13 protein-coding genes are annotated in these 17,674 nt (G+C 72.3%); 3 read left to right on the top strand and 10 right to left on the bottom strand.

The window, feature by feature from the left end; translation table 11 throughout:
* Positions 1-49: 49 nt before the first annotated feature.
* The 9 genes from AB0H81_RS14455 to AB0H81_RS14495 form a co-directional block, all read right to left on the bottom strand.
* Positions 50-1,738 (bottom strand): histidine kinase, encoded by a 1,689-nt coding sequence (locus AB0H81_RS14455; RefSeq protein ID WP_358373997.1) that lies wholly within the window; start codon positions 1,736-1,738, stop codon positions 50-52.
* A gap of 358 nt (positions 1,739-2,096) precedes the next feature.
* Positions 2,097-2,924 (bottom strand): MOSC N-terminal beta barrel domain-containing protein, encoded by an 828-nt coding sequence (locus tag AB0H81_RS14460; RefSeq protein WP_358373998.1) that lies wholly within the window; start codon positions 2,922-2,924, stop codon positions 2,097-2,099.
* A 115-nt stretch (positions 2,925-3,039) separates the two neighbouring features.
* Entirely contained in the window at positions 3,040-3,420 is a 381-nt protein-coding gene (locus AB0H81_RS14465) for a hypothetical protein (protein ID WP_358374001.1), read from the bottom strand.
* Between the two features lie 139 nt (positions 3,421-3,559).
* Positions 3,560-4,192 (bottom strand): response regulator transcription factor, encoded by a 633-nt coding sequence (locus AB0H81_RS14470; protein WP_358374004.1) that lies wholly within the window; start codon positions 4,190-4,192, stop codon positions 3,560-3,562.
* Positions 4,189-5,367, bottom strand: coding sequence for a histidine kinase (locus AB0H81_RS14475; RefSeq protein ID WP_358374005.1), 1,179 nt, complete (start codon positions 5,365-5,367; stop codon positions 4,189-4,191). Before AB0H81_RS14475 ends, AB0H81_RS14470 begins: the two co-directional genes overlap by 4 nt.
* 3 nt (positions 5,368-5,370) lie before the next feature.
* Complete coding sequence (locus tag AB0H81_RS14480) at positions 5,371-5,565, bottom strand: hypothetical protein (protein ID WP_358374008.1); 195 nt, start codon at positions 5,563-5,565, stop codon at positions 5,371-5,373.
* A 252-nt stretch (positions 5,566-5,817) separates the two neighbouring features.
* Positions 5,818-6,822, bottom strand: coding sequence for a LacI family DNA-binding transcriptional regulator (locus tag AB0H81_RS14485; protein WP_358374011.1), 1,005 nt, complete (start codon positions 6,820-6,822; stop codon positions 5,818-5,820).
* On the bottom strand, positions 6,819-9,773 hold the full coding sequence (locus tag AB0H81_RS14490; protein ID WP_358374013.1) for a glycoside hydrolase family 3 C-terminal domain-containing protein: 2,955 nt from the start codon (positions 9,771-9,773) through the stop codon (positions 6,819-6,821). Before AB0H81_RS14490 ends, AB0H81_RS14485 begins: the two co-directional genes overlap by 4 nt.
* Positions 9,774-9,895: 122 nt before the next feature.
* A complete protein-coding gene (locus AB0H81_RS14495) occupies positions 9,896-11,107 on the bottom strand; it encodes an ROK family transcriptional regulator (protein WP_358374016.1) in 1,212 nt (403 codons plus the stop codon).
* A 268-nt stretch (positions 11,108-11,375) separates the two neighbouring features.
* On the opposite strand from AB0H81_RS14495, the gene AB0H81_RS14500 reads away from it, so the two are divergent.
* From AB0H81_RS14500 to AB0H81_RS14510, 3 genes are read left to right on the top strand one after another with little or no spacing between them, the layout of a single operon-like run.
* Entirely contained in the window at positions 11,376-13,004 is a 1,629-nt protein-coding gene (locus AB0H81_RS14500; protein WP_358374017.1) for a sugar ABC transporter substrate-binding protein, read from the top strand.
* The gene (locus AB0H81_RS14505) at positions 12,997-14,004 is read left to right on the top strand and encodes an ABC transporter permease subunit (protein ID WP_358374020.1); all 1,008 of its coding nucleotides are present in this window, start codon (positions 12,997-12,999) and stop codon (positions 14,002-14,004) included. The genes AB0H81_RS14500 and AB0H81_RS14505 overlap by 8 nt, the downstream gene beginning before the upstream one ends.
* Positions 14,001-14,897: a carbohydrate ABC transporter permease gene (locus AB0H81_RS14510; RefSeq protein ID WP_358374023.1), complete on the top strand. Its 897-nt coding sequence runs from the start codon at positions 14,001-14,003 to the stop codon at positions 14,895-14,897. Before AB0H81_RS14505 ends, AB0H81_RS14510 begins: the two co-directional genes overlap by 4 nt.
* A 30-nt stretch (positions 14,898-14,927) precedes the next feature.
* Here the strand turns inward: AB0H81_RS14510 and AB0H81_RS14515 are convergent, their stop codons facing one another.
* Complete coding sequence (locus tag AB0H81_RS14515) at positions 14,928-17,636, bottom strand: cellulose binding domain-containing protein (RefSeq protein WP_358374026.1); 2,709 nt, start codon at positions 17,634-17,636, stop codon at positions 14,928-14,930.
* Positions 17,637-17,674 lie beyond the last annotated feature (38 nt).

Raw genomic sequence — 17,674 nt, forward strand, 5'->3', positions numbered from 1 at the left:
GCGTCCAAGGTCGGTCGGATTGCGGTGCCTGGCGCGCGGTGGTTCGCCCTCACTCGCGCAGGCCGACCACCGACTTCGAGGCGAGCCGGTCGCCCGCGAAGCACAGCCGGTAGGCGCCGTCGTCGAACGCCCGCACGGTGTAGTACACGCAGCTCTGACCGGACGGGGCGGGCGGGGCGCCGTCGGGCGGGCCGTCCCGGGTGTACGCGGGCAGCCGCGCCTCCACCTCACCGCGCGGAGCCCCCACCGTCAGCCCGTCGTACGTGCCGCGCGGCAGGACGGACAGCGACGTGCTGAGCAGCCAGACCGGGATCATCAGCACCAGGATCCCGGTCAGCACCGCCAAGGGCACCAGCACGGTCTGGGCCAGTCCTCGGCGCACCTCCCGCTCCGCCCGGGCCAGCTCCCGGGCGGAGGTGCTCAGGCCGGCCTCGGTGGGCGGACGGGCGACCGCGTTCGCCTGGGTGGGCAGCTCGGCCGCGACCTCGAACCCGCCTCCCGGTACGGGGCCCGCGCGGAGCGCGCCGCCCGCCAGCCGTACGCGCTCGTCCAGGCCCGCCAGCCCGGCGCCGCCCGAGACCGCGTCCACGGCGGGCGCCGCGGGCGCGGCGTTGGCGACGCTCACGCGCAGCGTGCCGTCCTCGTGGGTGACACGGACGCGTACCGGCGCGCCCGGGGCGTGCTTGGCGGCGTTGGTCAGCCCCTCCTGGACGACGCGCCGCACCGCCAGGGCGGTCATCGGGGGGACGTCGGCCAGGTCGTCCAGACGTTCCAGGGTCACGGCCATCCCGGCGGCACGAGCCCGTTCGACCAGCGACGAAGGACCATCCACGGCACGAGCGCCCTCGACCAGCGACGAAGGACCATCCGCGGCACGAGCGCCTTCGGCCTGCGGGGCGGGGCCGTCGGCTCCTCCAGCCAGTGCGACGGGGGCGAAGGGGGGCTCGGCGGCGGCCTCGTCGTCGCCCACGCGCAGGACGCCGACGATGTCGCGCAGCCGCTCGGTCGCCGCGCCGGCCGCCTCGCGCAGTTCGGCCACCACCGCCTGGTGCCGGGGGTCGAGCGTGGGGTCGAGCTGGAGCGCGGCGGCCCGCATCGCCATGAGCGTCAGGTCGTGGCCGAGCGAGTCGTGCATGTCACCCGCGATGCGCGCCCGCTCCCGGATGCGGGCCCGGTCGGCGACGATCCGTTGCTCGCGTTCCATGCGGTCGGCCAGCCGCCACCCGGCGCGCGCCAGGGCGGCGTACCGGAGGCGGTAGCGGCCGAGCTGCCATGGCAGGACCCCGACGATCAGCATGATGAGCAGCAGCGACGGCCAGCCCCACAAGCGGTCGGGCGACAGGAGCAGGCACAGGGGCAGCCCCGCGACAGCGACGGCGGCGAAGAACCACAGCACCGGACGGGAGGCCGCCCGGATACCGGCCACCCACGCGAGGGCGGCGAGCGCCGGCCAGTACGGCACGGCGAGCAGTTCCACGTTCAGGGCCAGTCCGAGCGCGACGGGCACGGCCAGCGCCACGAGCGGCCACCGCCCGCGCACGGCCACGGCGACGCCCAGCAGCGGCACCCCGGCCGCCGACACGAGCGCCTCGCGGCCGTGCAGGATGAGGGCGCCGGCGGCGGCCGGGGCGGCGAGCAACAGCCACAGGGCGGCGCCACTGTGCCGCTCGAAGTGGGCGAAGTGGGCAAGGCCGGCGAAGCCGGTGAGGCGGGCGGGCAGGTCACGCACGCCCAGCATGCTCGCAGCTCGCCGCTGTCCACCCACCACCCGCCCCCTTCTGACCCGGTCCTGGCCAGGACTGTAGGGGGTGGGGCAGGCGGATGGGACCCTCCTTTCGTCGCCCTCGGCCCCTGACGAAAGTCGTGGGTGGGTGGCCTCGGGCCGCGCCGGCGGGCAGAAGCCGGGCACGGTGAAGAATCCCGTCTCCAGCGCCCTGCGCGAGCTCGGGCTGCGCGATCACATCCAGCTCGCGCGCTGTACCTGACGAGACGCCGGCCCGATCGGGCCTCGCGCCTGACGAGACGCCGACCCGGGGGCGGGCCTCGGCGCCTGCCACCGAGAGGCCGCTCTACGGGAGTTCCACCGGAGGGGCGCCTCACACCTCGGACGGCCCCCAGGAGGTGACGCGCACCTCGTCGCCCACCGACAGCTTGCCCGGCCGCAGCACGGCCAGCTTCACGCCGAACGCCACCCCGCCCTGGGCGGCGCGTCGGTAGCCGGCGAGCGTGCGCAGCGGCTCGGGCCCCCGCCGCCGCCCCTCCCCCTGGTCCACCATCGTGACGGCGCAGCGGATGGCCGGCTTGCTGTAGCCGAGCTCGGTGTCCCCGATGGCGACGCGGCGTACTCGGTCCTCGATGTGTGGTTCGTCCCAGCCGTCGACGACGACGTTGGGCCGGAAGCGGCTCATCGGCACGGCCGCTCCCCCGGTCGCGGCGATCCGGCCGTTCAGCAACGCCAGCGAGGCGGCCGTGGTGAGGTGCACGGCCGTGCTGTCCGCGTACCCGGAGGTTCCCGGTGTCAGGCCGTCGGTGACGCGATCATGCTCCTCCGGCACGCGCACCAGCCTGCTCGGCACGCCCAGCACCTCGGACAGCCATCGCGCGGCCTCGTCCCCCTGGTCGACGCCGGTGTACCGGGCGCCGAAGAGGGTGACCTCGCGCCGAGTGTCGTCGCGCCTCACCTCCACCTCCACCGCCGCGACCCCGTCGGCATGCAGCGCGAGCCGTTCGCCGTCGGCGCTGACCTCGGGACGTACGAGCGCCAGCCGCGGATCACGCCGCTGGCTGCGGAAGACCCCCGCGTCGTCGACGACCATGAAGGCTCGGTCGTGGGCGATGCCCGCGGACGTCATGGCGGCGTCGGACAGCGACGTCCCGGCACAGCCCTTGATCGGATAGCAGACCAGCTCAGCGACCCTCGCCACCGTTCCTCACCCTCCCGTGCGGACGTGCTGACCGGCCGCGGCACATCGTCCCCGCGGGCCGGTGATCGCATGTGAGGATAGGACGCCCGTACGCGCGGAACCATGAACAGCCCGACTATCTGCCATGAACGTGTGAGCTTCCGGCGCGCGAAGGGTGATCGCCGGGCGGAGCCGCCGCGGGGTCAGGCATCGGGCCGTCGGGGCACAGAAGGATGGCAGGCTCGCCCCCTTCGTCGAGGATGCGACCGATCCGGTCCACAATGGTGCAGTTCAGGCAAAGGCGGCTGGCTGGTTGACCATGGCTGACCTTGATGGTGACCAAAGGCGCCAATCCGTCCACCCGGGAAAGCGCCTCCGTCGACGAATGCGACAACCGGACCTCCAGGAGGTCACCACTCCAGGAACGTCCGTAAACGGTCCAGGGGCCCGTCCCGTAGGCGATCATTTTCATGATCCAGGCGTGTTGGAGCAGAGGCGGGTCGTCGTCGTCCGGCATGCCGAAGGTCCTGGGGCCCATATTCCAGCAGTACGCGGTGACGCCCCCAAGGGAGCCCTGATATTTGCTCGATCGGGGATTGAAGTCCACGATCGTTCTGGTGTCCCGGCTCTCCCGATCTCGTTCCGGTACGACCCGCTCAGAGCAGCTTGTCGCGGGCGTAGGCGGCCGCCTCGGTGCGATTCCGGACGCCGATCTTGGCGAAGGCGTTGTTGATGTGCGTCTTGACCGTCGTCTCCGCGATGAAGAGGGCCGAGCCGATCTCCGCGTTGCTCAGCCCCCCGGCGGCCAGCCGCAGCACCTCGACCTCGCGTGCCGTCAGCCCGTCCGGACAGGCCGAGACCGGCGGCGGAGCCGCGCGGGACAGCGCCTCGACCAGCCGCCGCGACACCGCGGCCGAGAACGTCGACTGGCCGGCGGCGGCGGAGCGCAGGGCGGCGGCGATCTCGGCGCGTCCGGCGTCCTTGGTGAGGTAGCCGCACGCGCCGGCCAGCAGGGCCGAGTCCACGGACCGGTCGTCGTCGTAGGTCGTCAGCACCACGACCGCCACGCCCGGATGGTCGCGGACGATGCGCCGGGTGGCCTCGACACCGTCCAGCACGGGCATGCGCAGGTCCATGAGCACGACGTCGGGACGCAGCTCGGCCACCAGGCGCACAGCCTCCGCCCCGTCGCCGGCGTCGCCCGCCACCTCCACGTCGTCGACCAGGTCCAGCAGCGCCACCAGACCCTCGCGCATGAGCTGCTGGTCGTCCACGACCAGGACCCTCATTCCGGCACCTCCGCCCGTACCTCCCAGAAGCCGCCCACCGGTCCGGCGCTCAGGGTCCCGCCCGCGAGCGCCAGCCGCTCACGCATGCCCTGCAGGCCGTGCCCGGCCGACGCCGCGCCGTTTCGGATCGGGTACGGGTCGCGCACCCCCGGCCCGTTTCCGGTCGCGCCCGCGTCCCGCGCCCCCGACCCGTCTCCCGTCGCGTACGGGTTGCGCACCGCCAGCCGTACGGCGGCGTCACCATAGCCGATCTCGACCGTGACGGGCTCCCCCGGAGCGTGCCTGGCGGCGTTGGTGAGCGCCTCGCGGGCCGTACGCAGCAGGCAGACCTCCGCCGCAGGGGTGATCGGCCGCCGCGTGCCCGTGGTGCGCAGGTCTGCGACCGCGTCGTGGTCCCTGCGGTGCTCGGCGACCATCAGGCTCAGCGCGTCGGGCAGCGGCGGCACGTCCTCGCGCAGGGCCGCCACCGCCGAGCGCGCCTCGACCAGCCCTTCCCTGGCCAGGGCCTTCGACCTGCGGATACGCGCCACGGCCCCCTCCACGTCGCCCCGCTCGGCGAGCATGGCCTCGGCGACCTCCAGCTGCACCCCCAGGGCTCCGAGGGAGTGGGCGAGCACGTCGTGGAGCTCCCTGGCGATGCGGGCCCGCTCGTCGAGCGCCATGGCCCTCGCCCGGTCCTGCTGGGCGCGGCGGTACTGGCGCCGGTGCAACGCGAACAGCACCGTGCACACCACGACCGCCCCGCGGGCCACGATCGCCGAACGCGGCTGCCCCCACCACACCATGCTGCCGGCCATGACCGCCATGTCGGCCGCCGTGACCGCGACGATCGCCCCCATGCCCGGCGTCACGTGCGCCGCGAACAGCAGCAGCATCGCGAACACGAACACCGGGGGCGCCGCCTCACCCGATCCCGACACCAGCGCCGCCACCACCGAACCGGCTCCGAGCAGGGCCACGGCCATGCGCGGGAACCGGCCGTCGAGCACGACGAAGGCCAGCCAGCACGCCATCGACGCGCCGAGCGCCACCCACTCCAGGGCGGGTACGCGCTCGGGCGACGTGGTGGCGAGCGACCAGGCGAGGACCAGGGTGATCAGCAACCTCACCAGGCGGCCGGTCTCCGGGTCGTCGGCCGCCAGCAGCCGTACCGCCCGGCCCCATACCTCCCGCATCTCCTAGCGCGAGTCTTTCAAGGTCAGAATCATGTCCACCAAGATAAGCCGGAAGGCCACGAAGCCCACGACGACCAGCAGAGCCACGACCACGACCGCGAGCAGGAACTTGCCGTTCATCTTTCCCCCATTGGCGTCCAGGAGCCGGTGCAGCACGTCGAGCCAGAAACGGCCCGACTGTCCGGAGCGTTTGTCCATGGCTTGGACGGTAGGGACGGGGCGGGGTGGAGCGGCACCTCCGAAGGGTGGAGAGCGGGGTGGAGGCCAGGAAAGCGCTTGAGAGGAAGCGGACAGTCTCCGCCCTCCCGTGCAGCACCTGGTATCCGGGTCAACCGTCCCGACGGGCAGGGGCCGGGGTCGAAGGGGCCGGCAGGCCCCTGGGGAGGACAGCCCCGAAGGGCACTCGCGCGGAGCGCGCCCCTTCGAGGGACCATGCTCCTGGCACGCCCGCTAGGTGCTGGCGCGGATGGCCAGGTGGGGTGGGAGGAGGGTGGCGTCCGGGACCTCCCGGCCCTCCAGCTTCCGCATCACCAGTCGTACCGCCTCCCGCCCCACCTCCTCCGCCGGGATCAGCACCGACGTGAGCGGCGGCCCCGCGCGTTCGGCCACGTCGTCCGGGCAGATGGCCACCACGGCGACGTCCTCCGGCACCCGGCGGCCGAGCTGGCGCAGGGAGCCGAGGACGTGGTTGACGGCCGCCTCGTTGTGGACGACCAGGCCCGACAGCCCCGGGCGGGAGGCGAGCAGGCCGGTGATCGTCGTGTGGACCTCGTCGAACGTCTCCTCGCACGGCAGCGCCACCCCGTCCAGCCCGTGCGCCGCGACCGCCGCCGTGAAGCCCTCCCTCGTACGGCGGGCGAAGCCCGTCTCCCGCTCGTACACCACGGCCGGGGCGCCCAGCAGGGCGACCTGCCGGTGTCCGCGCTCGGCGAGGTGGGCGACGCAGCGGGCGCCGGCGGCGGCGAAGTCCAGGTCGACGCAGGTGAGGCCGGCGGGCTCGGCGGGGAAGCCGATGAGCACGCTCGGCTCGGCGAGCTCACGCAGCAGGGGTACGCGGCGGTCGTGCAGTTCGACGTCCATGAGGACGAGGGCGTCCACGAGCGCGCTGGCCGCCACCCGCCGGATGCCTTCGGGGCCCTCGTCGGCGGTCAGCAGCAGTACGTCGTGGTCGAAGCGGCGCGCGGCGGTCACCACGGCGGTGGCGAAGCGCATGAGCACCGGCACGTGCATGCCGGCCCGCAGGGGCAGCACAAGGGCGATCACGTTGGACCGCTTGCTGGCCAGGGAGCGGGCCCCGGCGTGAGGGTGGTAGCCGAGCGTGTTGATGCTGTCGAGCACGCGCCGGCGGGTGTCGGCCGAGATCGTCCGCTTGCCGCTGAGCACGTACGAGACGGTGCTGACGGCGACGCCGGCGTGGCGGGCGACCTCGGCGATGGTGACCGCGCGGCCGCTCAAGCGCCCGCTCCGCCGCTGGACGGGGTGACGGGGAGCTGCTGCCGCGCCGCCTGCGCCCGCCGTACGCCGGGTGGCCGGGGGCCCCAGGTGAGGTCGGCGAGCGTGACGCCGTCGTTCTCGAACACCACATAAACATCGTGGACCCCGCCGGAGCGCGCAAGCGACCCGGCGACGTCCTGGGTGAGGGTCTGGAGCGTGTGGCGGCCGGTGCGGGGCACGGGAAAGGCGGCCAGCACCTCCCCGTGGAGCGGGTCGCCGAGCCGCAGGGTGATCATCCCGCCGTCGGCCGAGCCGGCCGTGACCGCGCACGAGGCGACGCCCGCCAGGTCCACCTGCCGGAAGGCGATCCACGCGCCCTCGGCCTCCGACCGGACGGCCTCGCCGGCCACCGGGTCGGCGTCCACGAACGCGACCGCGTCGTACTCGTCGTGGTCCATCGCCCGCAGCGGCCCGGTGCGGGGCGGGATCGTCTCGCCGGGCACCTCGAAGCGGGCGCACAGCCGCAGGTCGGTGGCGCTGCGGCCGACCATGACCTGGTGCGGCGCGCTCTCCACGACGAACCTGCCCCGCGTCACGTCCCAGAACGCCAGCTCCTCCACCGGCAGCCGGAGCGTGACGACGCGGCTCTCGCCGGGCCCGAGCCGCACCTTCTCGAAGCCGCGCAGCCGGCGCAGCGGCTGCTTGACGCGGGAGCGCCGCTGGTGCGTGTAGAACTGGACGACCTCGACGCCCTCGCGGGCGCCGGTGTTGGTGACCGTGACCTCGGCCGTCACCACCCCGTCCGCGAGCCGGACGTCCAGCTCCGCGAACTCGAACGTCGTGTAGCTGAGCCCGTGCCCGAACGGGAAGAGCGGCGTGCCACGGAAGTACAGGTACGTGGCGTCGGCGGTGATGATGTCGTAGTCGAGCAGGTCGGGCAGCTCCTGGGCCGAGCGGTACCACGTCTGGGTGAGCCGCCCCTCGGGGTCGGCGTCGCCGAACAGCACCTCGGCCAGCGCGTGGCCGTACTCCTGGCCGCCGTGGGCCGACCAGAGCACGGCGGGCACGTCCGGGGTGGTCCAGGTGAGGGGGTAGCCGCTGCTGACGACCATGACGGTACGCGGGTTGGCGGCGAGCACGGCGGCCACGACGGCGTCCTGGGCCGGGGCGAGGGCCAGGCTGGTGCGGTCCTCGGTCTCGCGGCCGTTGACCAGGGGGTGGTCGCCGACCACGACCACGGCGACGTCCGCGTCGGCGGCCAGCTCGGCCGCCCGCGCGGCGCCGCTCCTGACGACCTCCATGGCCAGCCAGACGGCCCGGTCGGCGTCGTCCACGAGGTGGAGCACGCCGTCGTCGCCGCGGCCGACGTAGCAGCCGGTGGCGATGTGCCGCAGGGCGATCAGGCCGCGGGGCCGGTCCTCGACGCGGAACGTCTGGCGCACCTCCCAGCCGTTCGGCCCGGGCTGGTCGTTGACGAGCACCCCGTCGTCCACCGACACGAAGCGGCCGGTGGCGGCGGCCCGCAGCGCGTAGGCGCCGCCACCCCAGTCGAAGAGGTCGAACAGGTCCAGCCGGTCCGCCAGGTCCTCCGCGGAGCCATGTGACGGTCCCGCGCTCAGCGGCCCGCCGGCCGGGTCGGCGGTCACGGGCCCGGTCTCGGCGGTGAGCGTCACCCGGTCCACGGCCTCGCAGAACACGGTCGCGCACCGCTCGGCCAGCCCCGCGCGGGCGGTGACGGAGTACGGCAGCGTGCCGCTGTACCAGTCCTCCATGAGCGTGTCGCCGAGCTGCCCGATGACCGCGACCTTGGTGACCTCGGTGACGGGCCCGAGCGGCAGCAGCCCGTCGTTGGCCAGCAGCACGATGGAGCGCCGCGCGGCCTCCCGGGCGAGGTCCTGGTGCGCGGGGCAGTTGACGACCTCCTCGGTGACGTCGTCGTACGGCGTGGCGGGGTCGAACTCGCCGAGCCGGAACCGGATCGACAGCGCGTGCCGGACGGCCCGGTCCACGTCGGCCTCGGTGAGCAGCCCGAGGCGCAGCGCCTCGCGCAGGTGGCCGAGGGTGGCGGCGGGCCGGTCGTCGTCCTGGGTGAAGCTGTCGAGCCCAGCCTTGACGGCGTGCGCGTACGCCTGCGGCAGGGTGTCGTGGTAGCCCTGGACGCCGGTCAGGTTGGCGGGGGCGTAGGCGTCGCTGACCACGAGGAGGTCGCCGGGCGCCCAGGCGCGCAGTACGCGCTCGATCAGCGGGCTGAGGTGGGCGGGCCGGCCGTTGACGAGGTTGTACGAGGGCATGACGGCGACGGCCGCGCCGCTCTCGATGGCGGGACGGAAGGCGGGCAGCTCGTACTCGTGCAGCACGCGCGGCGGCAGGTTGCTGGAGGTGACGCAGCGGTCGGTCTCGTTGTTGTAGGCGAGGAAGTGCTTGAGCGTGGGGGCCGTGCGCAACACTGTGGGATCGCTCCCACGAAGTCCGCGGGCATACGCCTCGCCCATGATCCCGGTCAGCCAGGGGTCCTCGGAGTAGCCCTCCTCGTTGCGTCCCCAGCGGGGGTCGCGCAACGGGTTGACCACCGGCGCCCAGACGTTCCGGCCGGCGCCGGCCGGGTCCTTGTGGTGGAAGGCGAGCACCTCGTCGCCCGTGGCCTCGCCGACCCGGCGGACGAGCTCGGGGTCCCAGGTGGAGGCGAGGCCGACGGCCTGGGGGAAGACGGTGGCGGGTCCGAGCCAGGCGAGCCCGTGCAGCGCCTCGGTGCCGGTGCGGAACGGGCCGACGCCGAGCCGCCCGACCGGCGCCTGGTACTGGTGCAGCAGGCCGAGCTTCTCGTCGAGGGTGAGCCTGCCCAGCAGGTCGGCGACCCGGTCGGCGAGCGGCGCGCCCGGGTCCAGGTAGCGGTCCTGGCAGGCGGCGGGCGAGGACGAGGGTTCGGGAGAGGGGGCGAGGTCCTGTGACGGGGCGCGGAACGGTTCGGGCATGGCCATCCCTCTGAGATTCTGAGACTGTCGAAGCGCTTCGACAGTTGGCCTGGAAGTTACGCGAGGATTTCGGCGGGTTCCCTGAAGGGTGCCCGTCCCGGTGAGCGAGGTCAAGAGCTAAGTCAGGAAACGCGTGATATTCCCCCCGGGAGCCGGCCCGAGTCGACCGAGTCGAGCACCCGCGCCGCCCCTCCCAGCGCCGCCGCGTCGAGGCCCAGGGTCGAGGCCACGACCTCGCAGCCCCCTCCCCCCGGCGCGATCGCCCGGCCCGACACCTCCTCCCGCACCGCCGGCAGCAGCCAGGGCGCGAGCGGCACGTAGTAGCCGCCCAGGACGACGACCTGCGGGTTGAGCAGGTTGGCCAGCACGGAGACGCCCCGGCCGAGACTGCGGCCGGCGGCGTCGAGGACGGCCAGGACGGCGGGGTCGCCGGCGCGGGCGGCGCGCACGGTGTCCTCGATCTCGATCGGGATCTCGCCCAGCGGCACGTCGCGCCGCAGGATGGCGCCGATGCCGGCCACGGCCTCCAGGCAGCCGCGCCGCCCGCAGCGGCACGCGGGCCCGTCGGGGTCGAGCTGCACGTGGCCGATCTCCCCGCTGTAGCCGAGGGCGCCGCGCCGCAGCCGCCCGTCGAGGATGATGCCGGCGCCCACGCCGATCTCGCCGGTCAGGTAGACGAGGTCGGCGGCCCCGGCGCGGACGCCGAAGCGCTGCTCGGCCAGCGCGGCGAGGTTGGCGTCGTTGTCGACCTGGACGGTGAAGCCGGGGTCGCGCAGCGCCTTGGCCAGGTCGCCGCCGATGTCGGCGTCGCGCCAGCCGAGGTTCGGCGCGATGCGCACGACGCCCTGCACGTCGACCAGGCCGGGCACGGCCACGGCCAGCCCGAGCACCTGCCGCTCGTCGCGGGCCATGCGGCCGACGACGCGCCGGACGATGGCGGCGACGGCGGCCACGTCCTGGCCGGCCGACTCGCCGGTGGAGAAGGCGCGCCGCCAGGTGAGCAGCCGCTCCCCCGCGAGGCCGGTGGCGACGGCGGAGACGTGGTCCACGTTGATCTCCACGCCGATGGCCGCGTACGGCGAGCCGTCGAGGACGAGCATCGTGGCCGGGCGGCCGACCCGGTTCTCGGTGAGGCCGGTCTCGCGCACCAGCCGGCGGTCGATGAGGTCGGCGACGAGGCTGGAGACGGTCGCCTTGTTCAGCCCCGTCGAGGCCGCGATGTCGGCGCGCGAGCACGGCGCGTGCTCGCGCACGAAGCGCAGCACCACCGCGAGGTTGGTGGCGCGCACATCGGCGAAGTCGGCCGGCTGCGGACCGGTCGTGGATGTGATCAATGAAGCCCCGTTCCCGCCAAGGAGGTGTCCCCAGCATGCCGCATCGCACGCGCCCTTCACCAACCTGTGACCCGGGCGCTCCCTTGTGGCCGAAGTCACACTCCACTAATTTGTTTGGTCGGAAGACGAACTAATTCTAACCGCGACATCACCTGCCTCGACAACCCCCGAACAGGCGAAGGAGCGCGCCGTGACACCTCCCCCTCAAGGCGCTTCGACCGCTCGGCCTTCCACTCAGGCATCCACCCGGCGCGGGTTCCTCGGACTCGTGGGACTCACGGCGGCGGCCGGCGTGCTGTCGGCCTGCAGCCCGCCCAGCACCCCACGGCCCGGCACCGGCGGCGCCACCGCCGCCGCCGGCGACAAGCTCAAGGCCCTCGTGCCGACGTACGTCCCCTTCGAGGCGGTCAGGCCCGACCTGCCCGGCACGAAGTCCACTCTCCCCGGCGTCCCGGACATCAGCGGCGGGTTCAGCTCTTACCCGGCCAACCCCGTCCCCGCGCTCACACAGAAGGCCGGCAAGGGCGGCAGCTACAAGGCCATGACCCCGCTCTGGGGCCCGCCGCCGCCCGGCCTGGCGAGCAACTCCTACTTCCAGGCGGTCAACGCCGACATCGGCGCCACCCTGGAGTTCCAGATCACCGACGGCGTGACGTACGCCGACAAGGCCATCGCCCGCCTGGCGGCCCGCGACATCCCGGACCTCATGTGCATCCCCAACTGGGAGATCGACAAGATGGCCGACTTCAACAAGGCCGTCGACCAGGCCTTCGAGGACCTCACGCCGTACCTCCAGGGCGACAAGGCGAAGGCGTACCCGCTGCTCGCCAACCTGCCCACGGCCGCCTGGGAGTGGTCGGTCTGGAACGGCAAGCTCATGGCGGTGCCCTACCCCACCGAGCCGTTCCCGTACGGGCTGCTCTACCGCAAGGACCTGTTCGACAAGAACGGCTGGAACCAGAACCCCAAGACCGCCGACGAGCTCTACCAGCTCGGCAAGGAGATCACCGACGCCAAGGCCAAGCGGTGGGCGTTCGGCGACATCCACGAGATGGCCTGGCCGATCTTCAAGGTGCCGCAGGAGTGGCGCTACGAGGGCGGCAAGCTGGTCCACAAGTACGAGACCCCCGAGTGGGAGCTCATGCTGGAGTGGATGCGCAAGCTGTTCGCCGAGGAGCTCATCCACCCGAGCGTGACCAGCAGCAAGGGCGCCAACGAGAAGGAGCTGATCGGCGCCGGCCAGATCCTGATCTACCGCGACGGCCTCGGCGGCTGGAAGGAGCTGCTCCAGCAGCACCGGCCGAAGAACCCCGGCTTCGCGCTGGGCGTCTTCCCCGTCTTCTCCCACGACGGCGGCACGCCGATCATGTACCACAACATGGCGGCGGGACTGTTCACCTTCATCCGGAAGGGCACGCCCAAGGCCCAGGTGGAGGAGCTGCTGTCGATCCTCAACTGGTGCGCGGCGCCGTACGGCACCAAGGAGTACGAGCTGTCCAACTACGGCGTCAAGGGCAAGCACTTCACGCTCGGCTCCGACGGCGTGCCCAAGCCCACCGACCTCGGCAGCAAGGAGGTCGCCTACACCTACGGCTTCCTCGGTGGCCGGCCGCTGTACGTGGACTGGCCGTTCCCCGACGCCACCAAGGCCAACCTGGCCTGGCAGAACGCCACGTTCCCGTACATCGAGAAGACCCCGTTCGACGGGATCAGGATCCAGCGGCCCGGCAAGTACGCGGGTCTGCAGGTGCCGACGGAGGACAAGTTCACCGACATCATGCGCGGCCGACGGCCCGTCGGCGACGCCAAGCAGATCGCGGCCGAGTGGCGGCGCGACGGCGGCGACGAGGCCCGCGCGTTCTACCTGAAGGTTCTGCGGGACAACGGCCGTGCTTGACCGCTCCGTAGACTCCGGGGCGGCGGGTGACCTGACCGCGCCCGCCGCCCCGGACACCACGCGACCGGCCGGCACGGGCAAGGCCCGGCCGGCGGGACTGAGGGCCCGGCTGCGGCGCGACTGGCAGCTCCTGCTGATGACGGTCCCGGCGATCGGGCTGCTGCTCGTCTTCCACTACGTGCCGCTGCTCGGCAACGTGATCGCCTTCCAGGACTACTCGCCGTACGTGGGCGTCAAGGACAGCCCGTGGGTGGGGATCGCGAACTTCCAGTGGCTCATGCTGGACGCGAGCTTCTGGGACGCGACGCTGAACACGCTCACCATCACCGCGTTCCAGCTCGTCTTCTACTTCCCGGTGCCGATCGTGCTCGCGGTGCTGCTGGACAGCGTGATCCGGCCCCGGCTGCGGCTGCTGATCCAGAGCGTCGTCTACATGCCGCACTTCTTCTCGTGGGTGCTGGTCGTGACGCTGTTCCAGCAGATGTTCGGCGGGGCGGGACTGCTGTCGCAGACCCTGCGCGACCACGGCTACTCCGGCATCGACATCATGACAAATCCGGATACGTTCTTGCTGCTGGTGACCGGCGAGACCATCTGGAAGGACGCCGGCTGGGGCGCGATCATCTTCCTGGCCGCGCTCGCCGCGATCGACCAGAACCTCCACGAGGCCGCGGCCGTGGACGGCGCGGGCCGCTGGCGGCGCCTGTGGCACGTCACGCTGCCCGGCCTGCGGCCGGTCGTCATCCTGCTGCTCATCCTGCGGCTGGGCGACGCGCTCAACGTCGGCTTCGAGCAGTTCTTCATCCAGCGCGACGCGGTCGGCCGCGACGCCGCCGAGGTGCTCGACACGTTCGTCTACTGGCGCACGCTGCTGACCGGCGAGTGGAGCTACGGCGCGGCGGCGGGCCTGGTCAAGGGCGTGGTCGGGCTCATCCTCATCCTGGTGGCCAACAAGGTCGCCCACCGGTTCGGCGAGCAGGGGATCTACAAGAGATCATGAACGCGGCATCCTGGGCGGAGCGGCCCTCCCTGATCGGGCGCACGGGCAAGGCGGTCGTGCTGACCGCGATCGTCGTCGCCGTCGTCTTCCCCGTGTACATGGTGGTGGTGACCAGCCTGTCGACGCAGGAGGCGGTCACCCGGGCGGGCGGGCTGGTCACCGTGCCGGGCGAGATGTCGCTCGGCGCCTACAGGGAGCTGTTCGCGGGCGGCGTGGTGACGCGGGCCGTGCTGGTGAGCCTGGGCGTGACCGCCGTGGGCACGCTCATCAGCCTGACCGTCACCACGCTCGCCGCGTACGGGCTGTCGCGGCCCGGCTCGCTGCTGCACCGGCCGCTGCTGTTCCTGGTGCTGCTGACGTTCCTGTTCGGGCCGGGGCTGATCCCGAAGTACCTGGTGGTGAGCGGGCTCGGGCTGATCGACTCGTACTGGTCGCTGATCCTGCCGGTGGCGGTCACGGCCTTCAACCTGGTGGTGATGCGGGCGTTCTTCATGAGCATCCCGGGCGAGGTCACCGACAGCGCGCGCGTCGACGGGGCGAGCGAGTTCACGATCCTGCGGCGGATCGTCCTGCCGATGTCGCGGGGCGTGATCGCGGTGATCGGCCTGCTGTACGCCGTCGGGTACTGGAACGCGTTCTTCGACGCCGTGCTGTACCTGAACGACACGGCCAAGTGGCCGCTCCAGCTCGTGCTGCGGCAGTACGTCTACCAGGGCCAGTCGATGTTCGCGGGACAGAGCGCCGACGCGGTGGCGGCCGGGCAGAGCCTGCCGCCGAACCTGGCGATCCAGATGTCGATCGTGGTCATCGCGCTGGTGCCGGTGCTGTTCGTCTACCCGTTCGTGCAGCGGCACTTCACCAAGGGCGTGCTCCTCGGGGCGATCAAGGGCTGACCGGGTCTCCCCGGCCAGCCCTCGCTCAGGTCACGATGCCGTGCAGGACACCGCGGGGGTGGTGTTGGTGCCGGTGAAGGAGGCGTTGAAGCCGAACGAGGTGGTCGCGTTCGTCTGGAGGGCGCCGTTGTAGCCGGCGTTCGTCACGGTGACGGCGGCGCCGGACTGGCTCAGGGTGCCGTTCCACAACTGGCTGATCTTCTGGTCGCCGCCGTACGTCCAGGTGACCTTCCAGCCGGTGGTGGCCGACGAGCCGATGTTCCTGACGGTGACCTCGGCCCCGAAGCCGCCCGGCCAGTGGTTGCCGACGGTGTACGTGGCCACGCACGCCTTCCCCGTGGTCGGCGTGACGGTCGGGGTGACGGTGGGGGTGGCGGTCGGCGTCACCGTGGGCGTGACCGTTGGCGTCACTGTGGGCGTCACTGTGGGCGTCACTGTGGGCGTCACCGTGGGCGTCGGGCCGGTGCGGTCGCCGTAGATGATGCCGCGGCCGTTGGTGCCGAGGTAGACCCGGCCGTAGATCCGCGGGTCGCCGGTCAGCGCCTCGCCCATGTTGCCGTACTGGTGCTTGTCGTCGTTGATCCGCACCCAGCCGGCTCCCGCGTCGTCGGACCTGAAGAGCCCGGCGACACCGTCGATCGTGGCCACGGCGAACACCGCCGGGTAGCTCTGCCCGGGGGCCGCCTTGCCGAAGCCGACGTTCACCGCGCTCGTCACGTTGCCGAGCCGGGTGAACGACGAGCCGCCGTTCGTGGAGTGGAACAGGCCCGTCTCGCCGGCCAGCCACACGTCGCCCTCCTTGCCCGGCAGCGCCTTGAGGTGCACGGTGCCGGTGGAGGGCAGGCCGGTCGCGGCCGAGGCGGTGAAGGTGGCGCCGCCGTTGGTGCTGACGTACAGGCGTCCGCCGCTGTAGCCGTAGAAGGTCATCGGGTTGACCCGGTCCGACTCGACGATCGCCCCGGTCGGCAGGCCCTGGACCTGCTGCCAGGAGTTGCCGTAACCCACCGAGAAGACGGGCGTGACGCCCTTGGGCGCCCACACGAAGCGGGAGCCGTCGGCCGCGGCGGCCACGGTGCCGCCCTCGTCGATGCCGCCCGGCTCCGTGCCCTGGAACCAGTTGGCGCCGCCGTCCGTGGAGAAGGCCACGTGGCTGTCGTTCGGACGGTCGGAGTCCGTGAAGCTGCCGGCCCGGACCATGATCGACGGCGACTTCTCCGCGTAGTCCAGGCTGGTGGTCGAGGTGAAGACGGGCGAGGTGAACATCATCGACGGCACGGCGTCCAGGTTCGTGTGGCGGAAGCCGCCGACGTCGCCGAGGGCACTGACCAGGGGCGCGCCGCTCGGCGGGCTGATCAGGTCCAGGACCGCCGTCTCCTCCAGGCCCTTGGCCATGGGCTTGATGGTGAACTGGGTGCCCGAGTCCCACTTGGTGAGGTCCTCGGTGCCGTAGACCGTGGCTCCGGTGCCGTACATCATGCGGTTGGAGTCGAACGGGTCGATCTCCAGCGACTCGGTCATCCAGCCGAGCTTGGGCGTGACCTCAGGGGGCTGCGGATTGGCGCCGAACGTCAGCCACGGGTTCTCCGAGATGTCCTGCTTGTAGCGGAAGCTGCGGTTCGGGTACGAGGTCCAGTCCCACACGCGGGTCCAGGTCGCGCCGAAGTCGGTGGACCGGAAGAAGATCACGTCCGGCCACCAGGAGATCTGCGTGGCCACCATGATCGTGCCCGGCTTCTGCCGGTCGACGGTCAGGCCGCTGTAGCCGAAGTAGTCGTCGGAGCTGGACGACGGGATGGGGCTGATCCGGGTCCAGGCGCCGGTCGCGGTGGCGTAGCGCCACACGTCGCCCTTGGCTCCGTCGTACGGGCCGCCGGTGTCGCTCGTCGCGATGTAGAGGTAGCCGTTGGCGGTGTCCAGCACGCCCTTGTGGGCGAGATGGCCGGTCGGCTGGCCGGCCACGCGCGACCAGGTGACGCCCGCGTCGGTGGTGCGGTAGACGCTGTTGTCCTTGTCGGCGACGCCCACGTAGATCGTCTTGGTGGCGGTGCCCTTGGCGGACGAGCGCGGGTCGTAGGTCACCCAGACCACGCCCGGCCTGTGGCTCAGGTAGCCGTTGGGGTCGCTCGGGTCCTGGGCGTAGTTGCCGGCGTTGGGGAAGCTCGTCACCTTGGCCCAGGTGACGCCGTAGTCGGTGCTGCGCCACAGGCCGTTGCCGTTGGGGGTGCCGAGGTAGAGGACGCTGTTCTTGTTCGGGTCGACGGCCAGCGCCTCGCCCATGCCGCGGCCCGGCATGTTGCCGCCGAGCTTGAACGGCAGCGCGGTCGCCTGCCAGGTCGCGCCCTTGTCGCCGGAGCGCAGGACCGCGCCGTTGTTCGGGTCCCAGGAGTTGGTGTACATGCCGGCCGCGACGTACACGCGGTTGGTGTCCACCGGGTCGGTGGCGAGGCTGATCACGCCGTTGTAGCCCCACTTGTCCCAGCCGGCCCAGTCGAGCAGCGGGGTCCAGGACCTGGTGGACTGGTTCCAGCGGTAGGCGCCGCCGATGTCGGTGCGGGCGTAGACGAGGTTGCGCTCGGTGGGGTTGAAGACGATGCCGGGGACGAAGCCGCCGCCGTCGATCCTGACGTTCTTGAACGCGTAGGGATCGGCGGCGACGGCGGAGACCGGCGCCATCCTGACGACGACCGCCGCGAGGGCGACGGCGACGGCCAGGAGCGTGCTGAACAACCGTCTCGACATGGGGGGTAACCCTTTCCGGGCATGCGTGCCCAAAGGTG

This window comes from Nonomuraea sp. NPDC050691, assembly GCF_040654455.1.
Lineage (GTDB): Bacteria > Actinomycetota > Actinomycetes > Streptosporangiales > Streptosporangiaceae > Nonomuraea.

Coding starts and splice junctions, on each gene's coding strand:
- AB0H81_RS14455 (WP_358373997.1), bottom strand. CDS start 1,738: ATGCTGGGCGTGCGTGACCTGCCCGCCCGCCTCACCGGCTTCGCCGGC.
- AB0H81_RS14465 (WP_358374001.1), bottom strand. CDS start 3,420: ATGCCGGACGACGACGACCCGCCTCTGCTCCAACACGCCTGGATCATG.
- AB0H81_RS14470 (WP_358374004.1), bottom strand. CDS start 4,192: ATGAGGGTCCTGGTCGTGGACGACCAGCAGCTCATGCGCGAGGGTCTG.
- AB0H81_RS14475 (WP_358374005.1), bottom strand. CDS start 5,367: ATGCGGGAGGTATGGGGCCGGGCGGTACGGCTGCTGGCGGCCGACGAC.
- AB0H81_RS14480 (WP_358374008.1), bottom strand. CDS start 5,565: ATGGACAAACGCTCCGGACAGTCGGGCCGTTTCTGGCTCGACGTGCTG.
- AB0H81_RS14490 (WP_358374013.1), bottom strand. CDS start 9,773: ATGCCCGAACCGTTCCGCGCCCCGTCACAGGACCTCGCCCCCTCTCCC.
- AB0H81_RS14510 (WP_358374023.1), top strand. CDS start 14,001: ATGAACGCGGCATCCTGGGCGGAGCGGCCCTCCCTGATCGGGCGCACG.
- AB0H81_RS14515 (WP_358374026.1), bottom strand. CDS start 17,636: ATGTCGAGACGGTTGTTCAGCACGCTCCTGGCCGTCGCCGTCGCCCTC.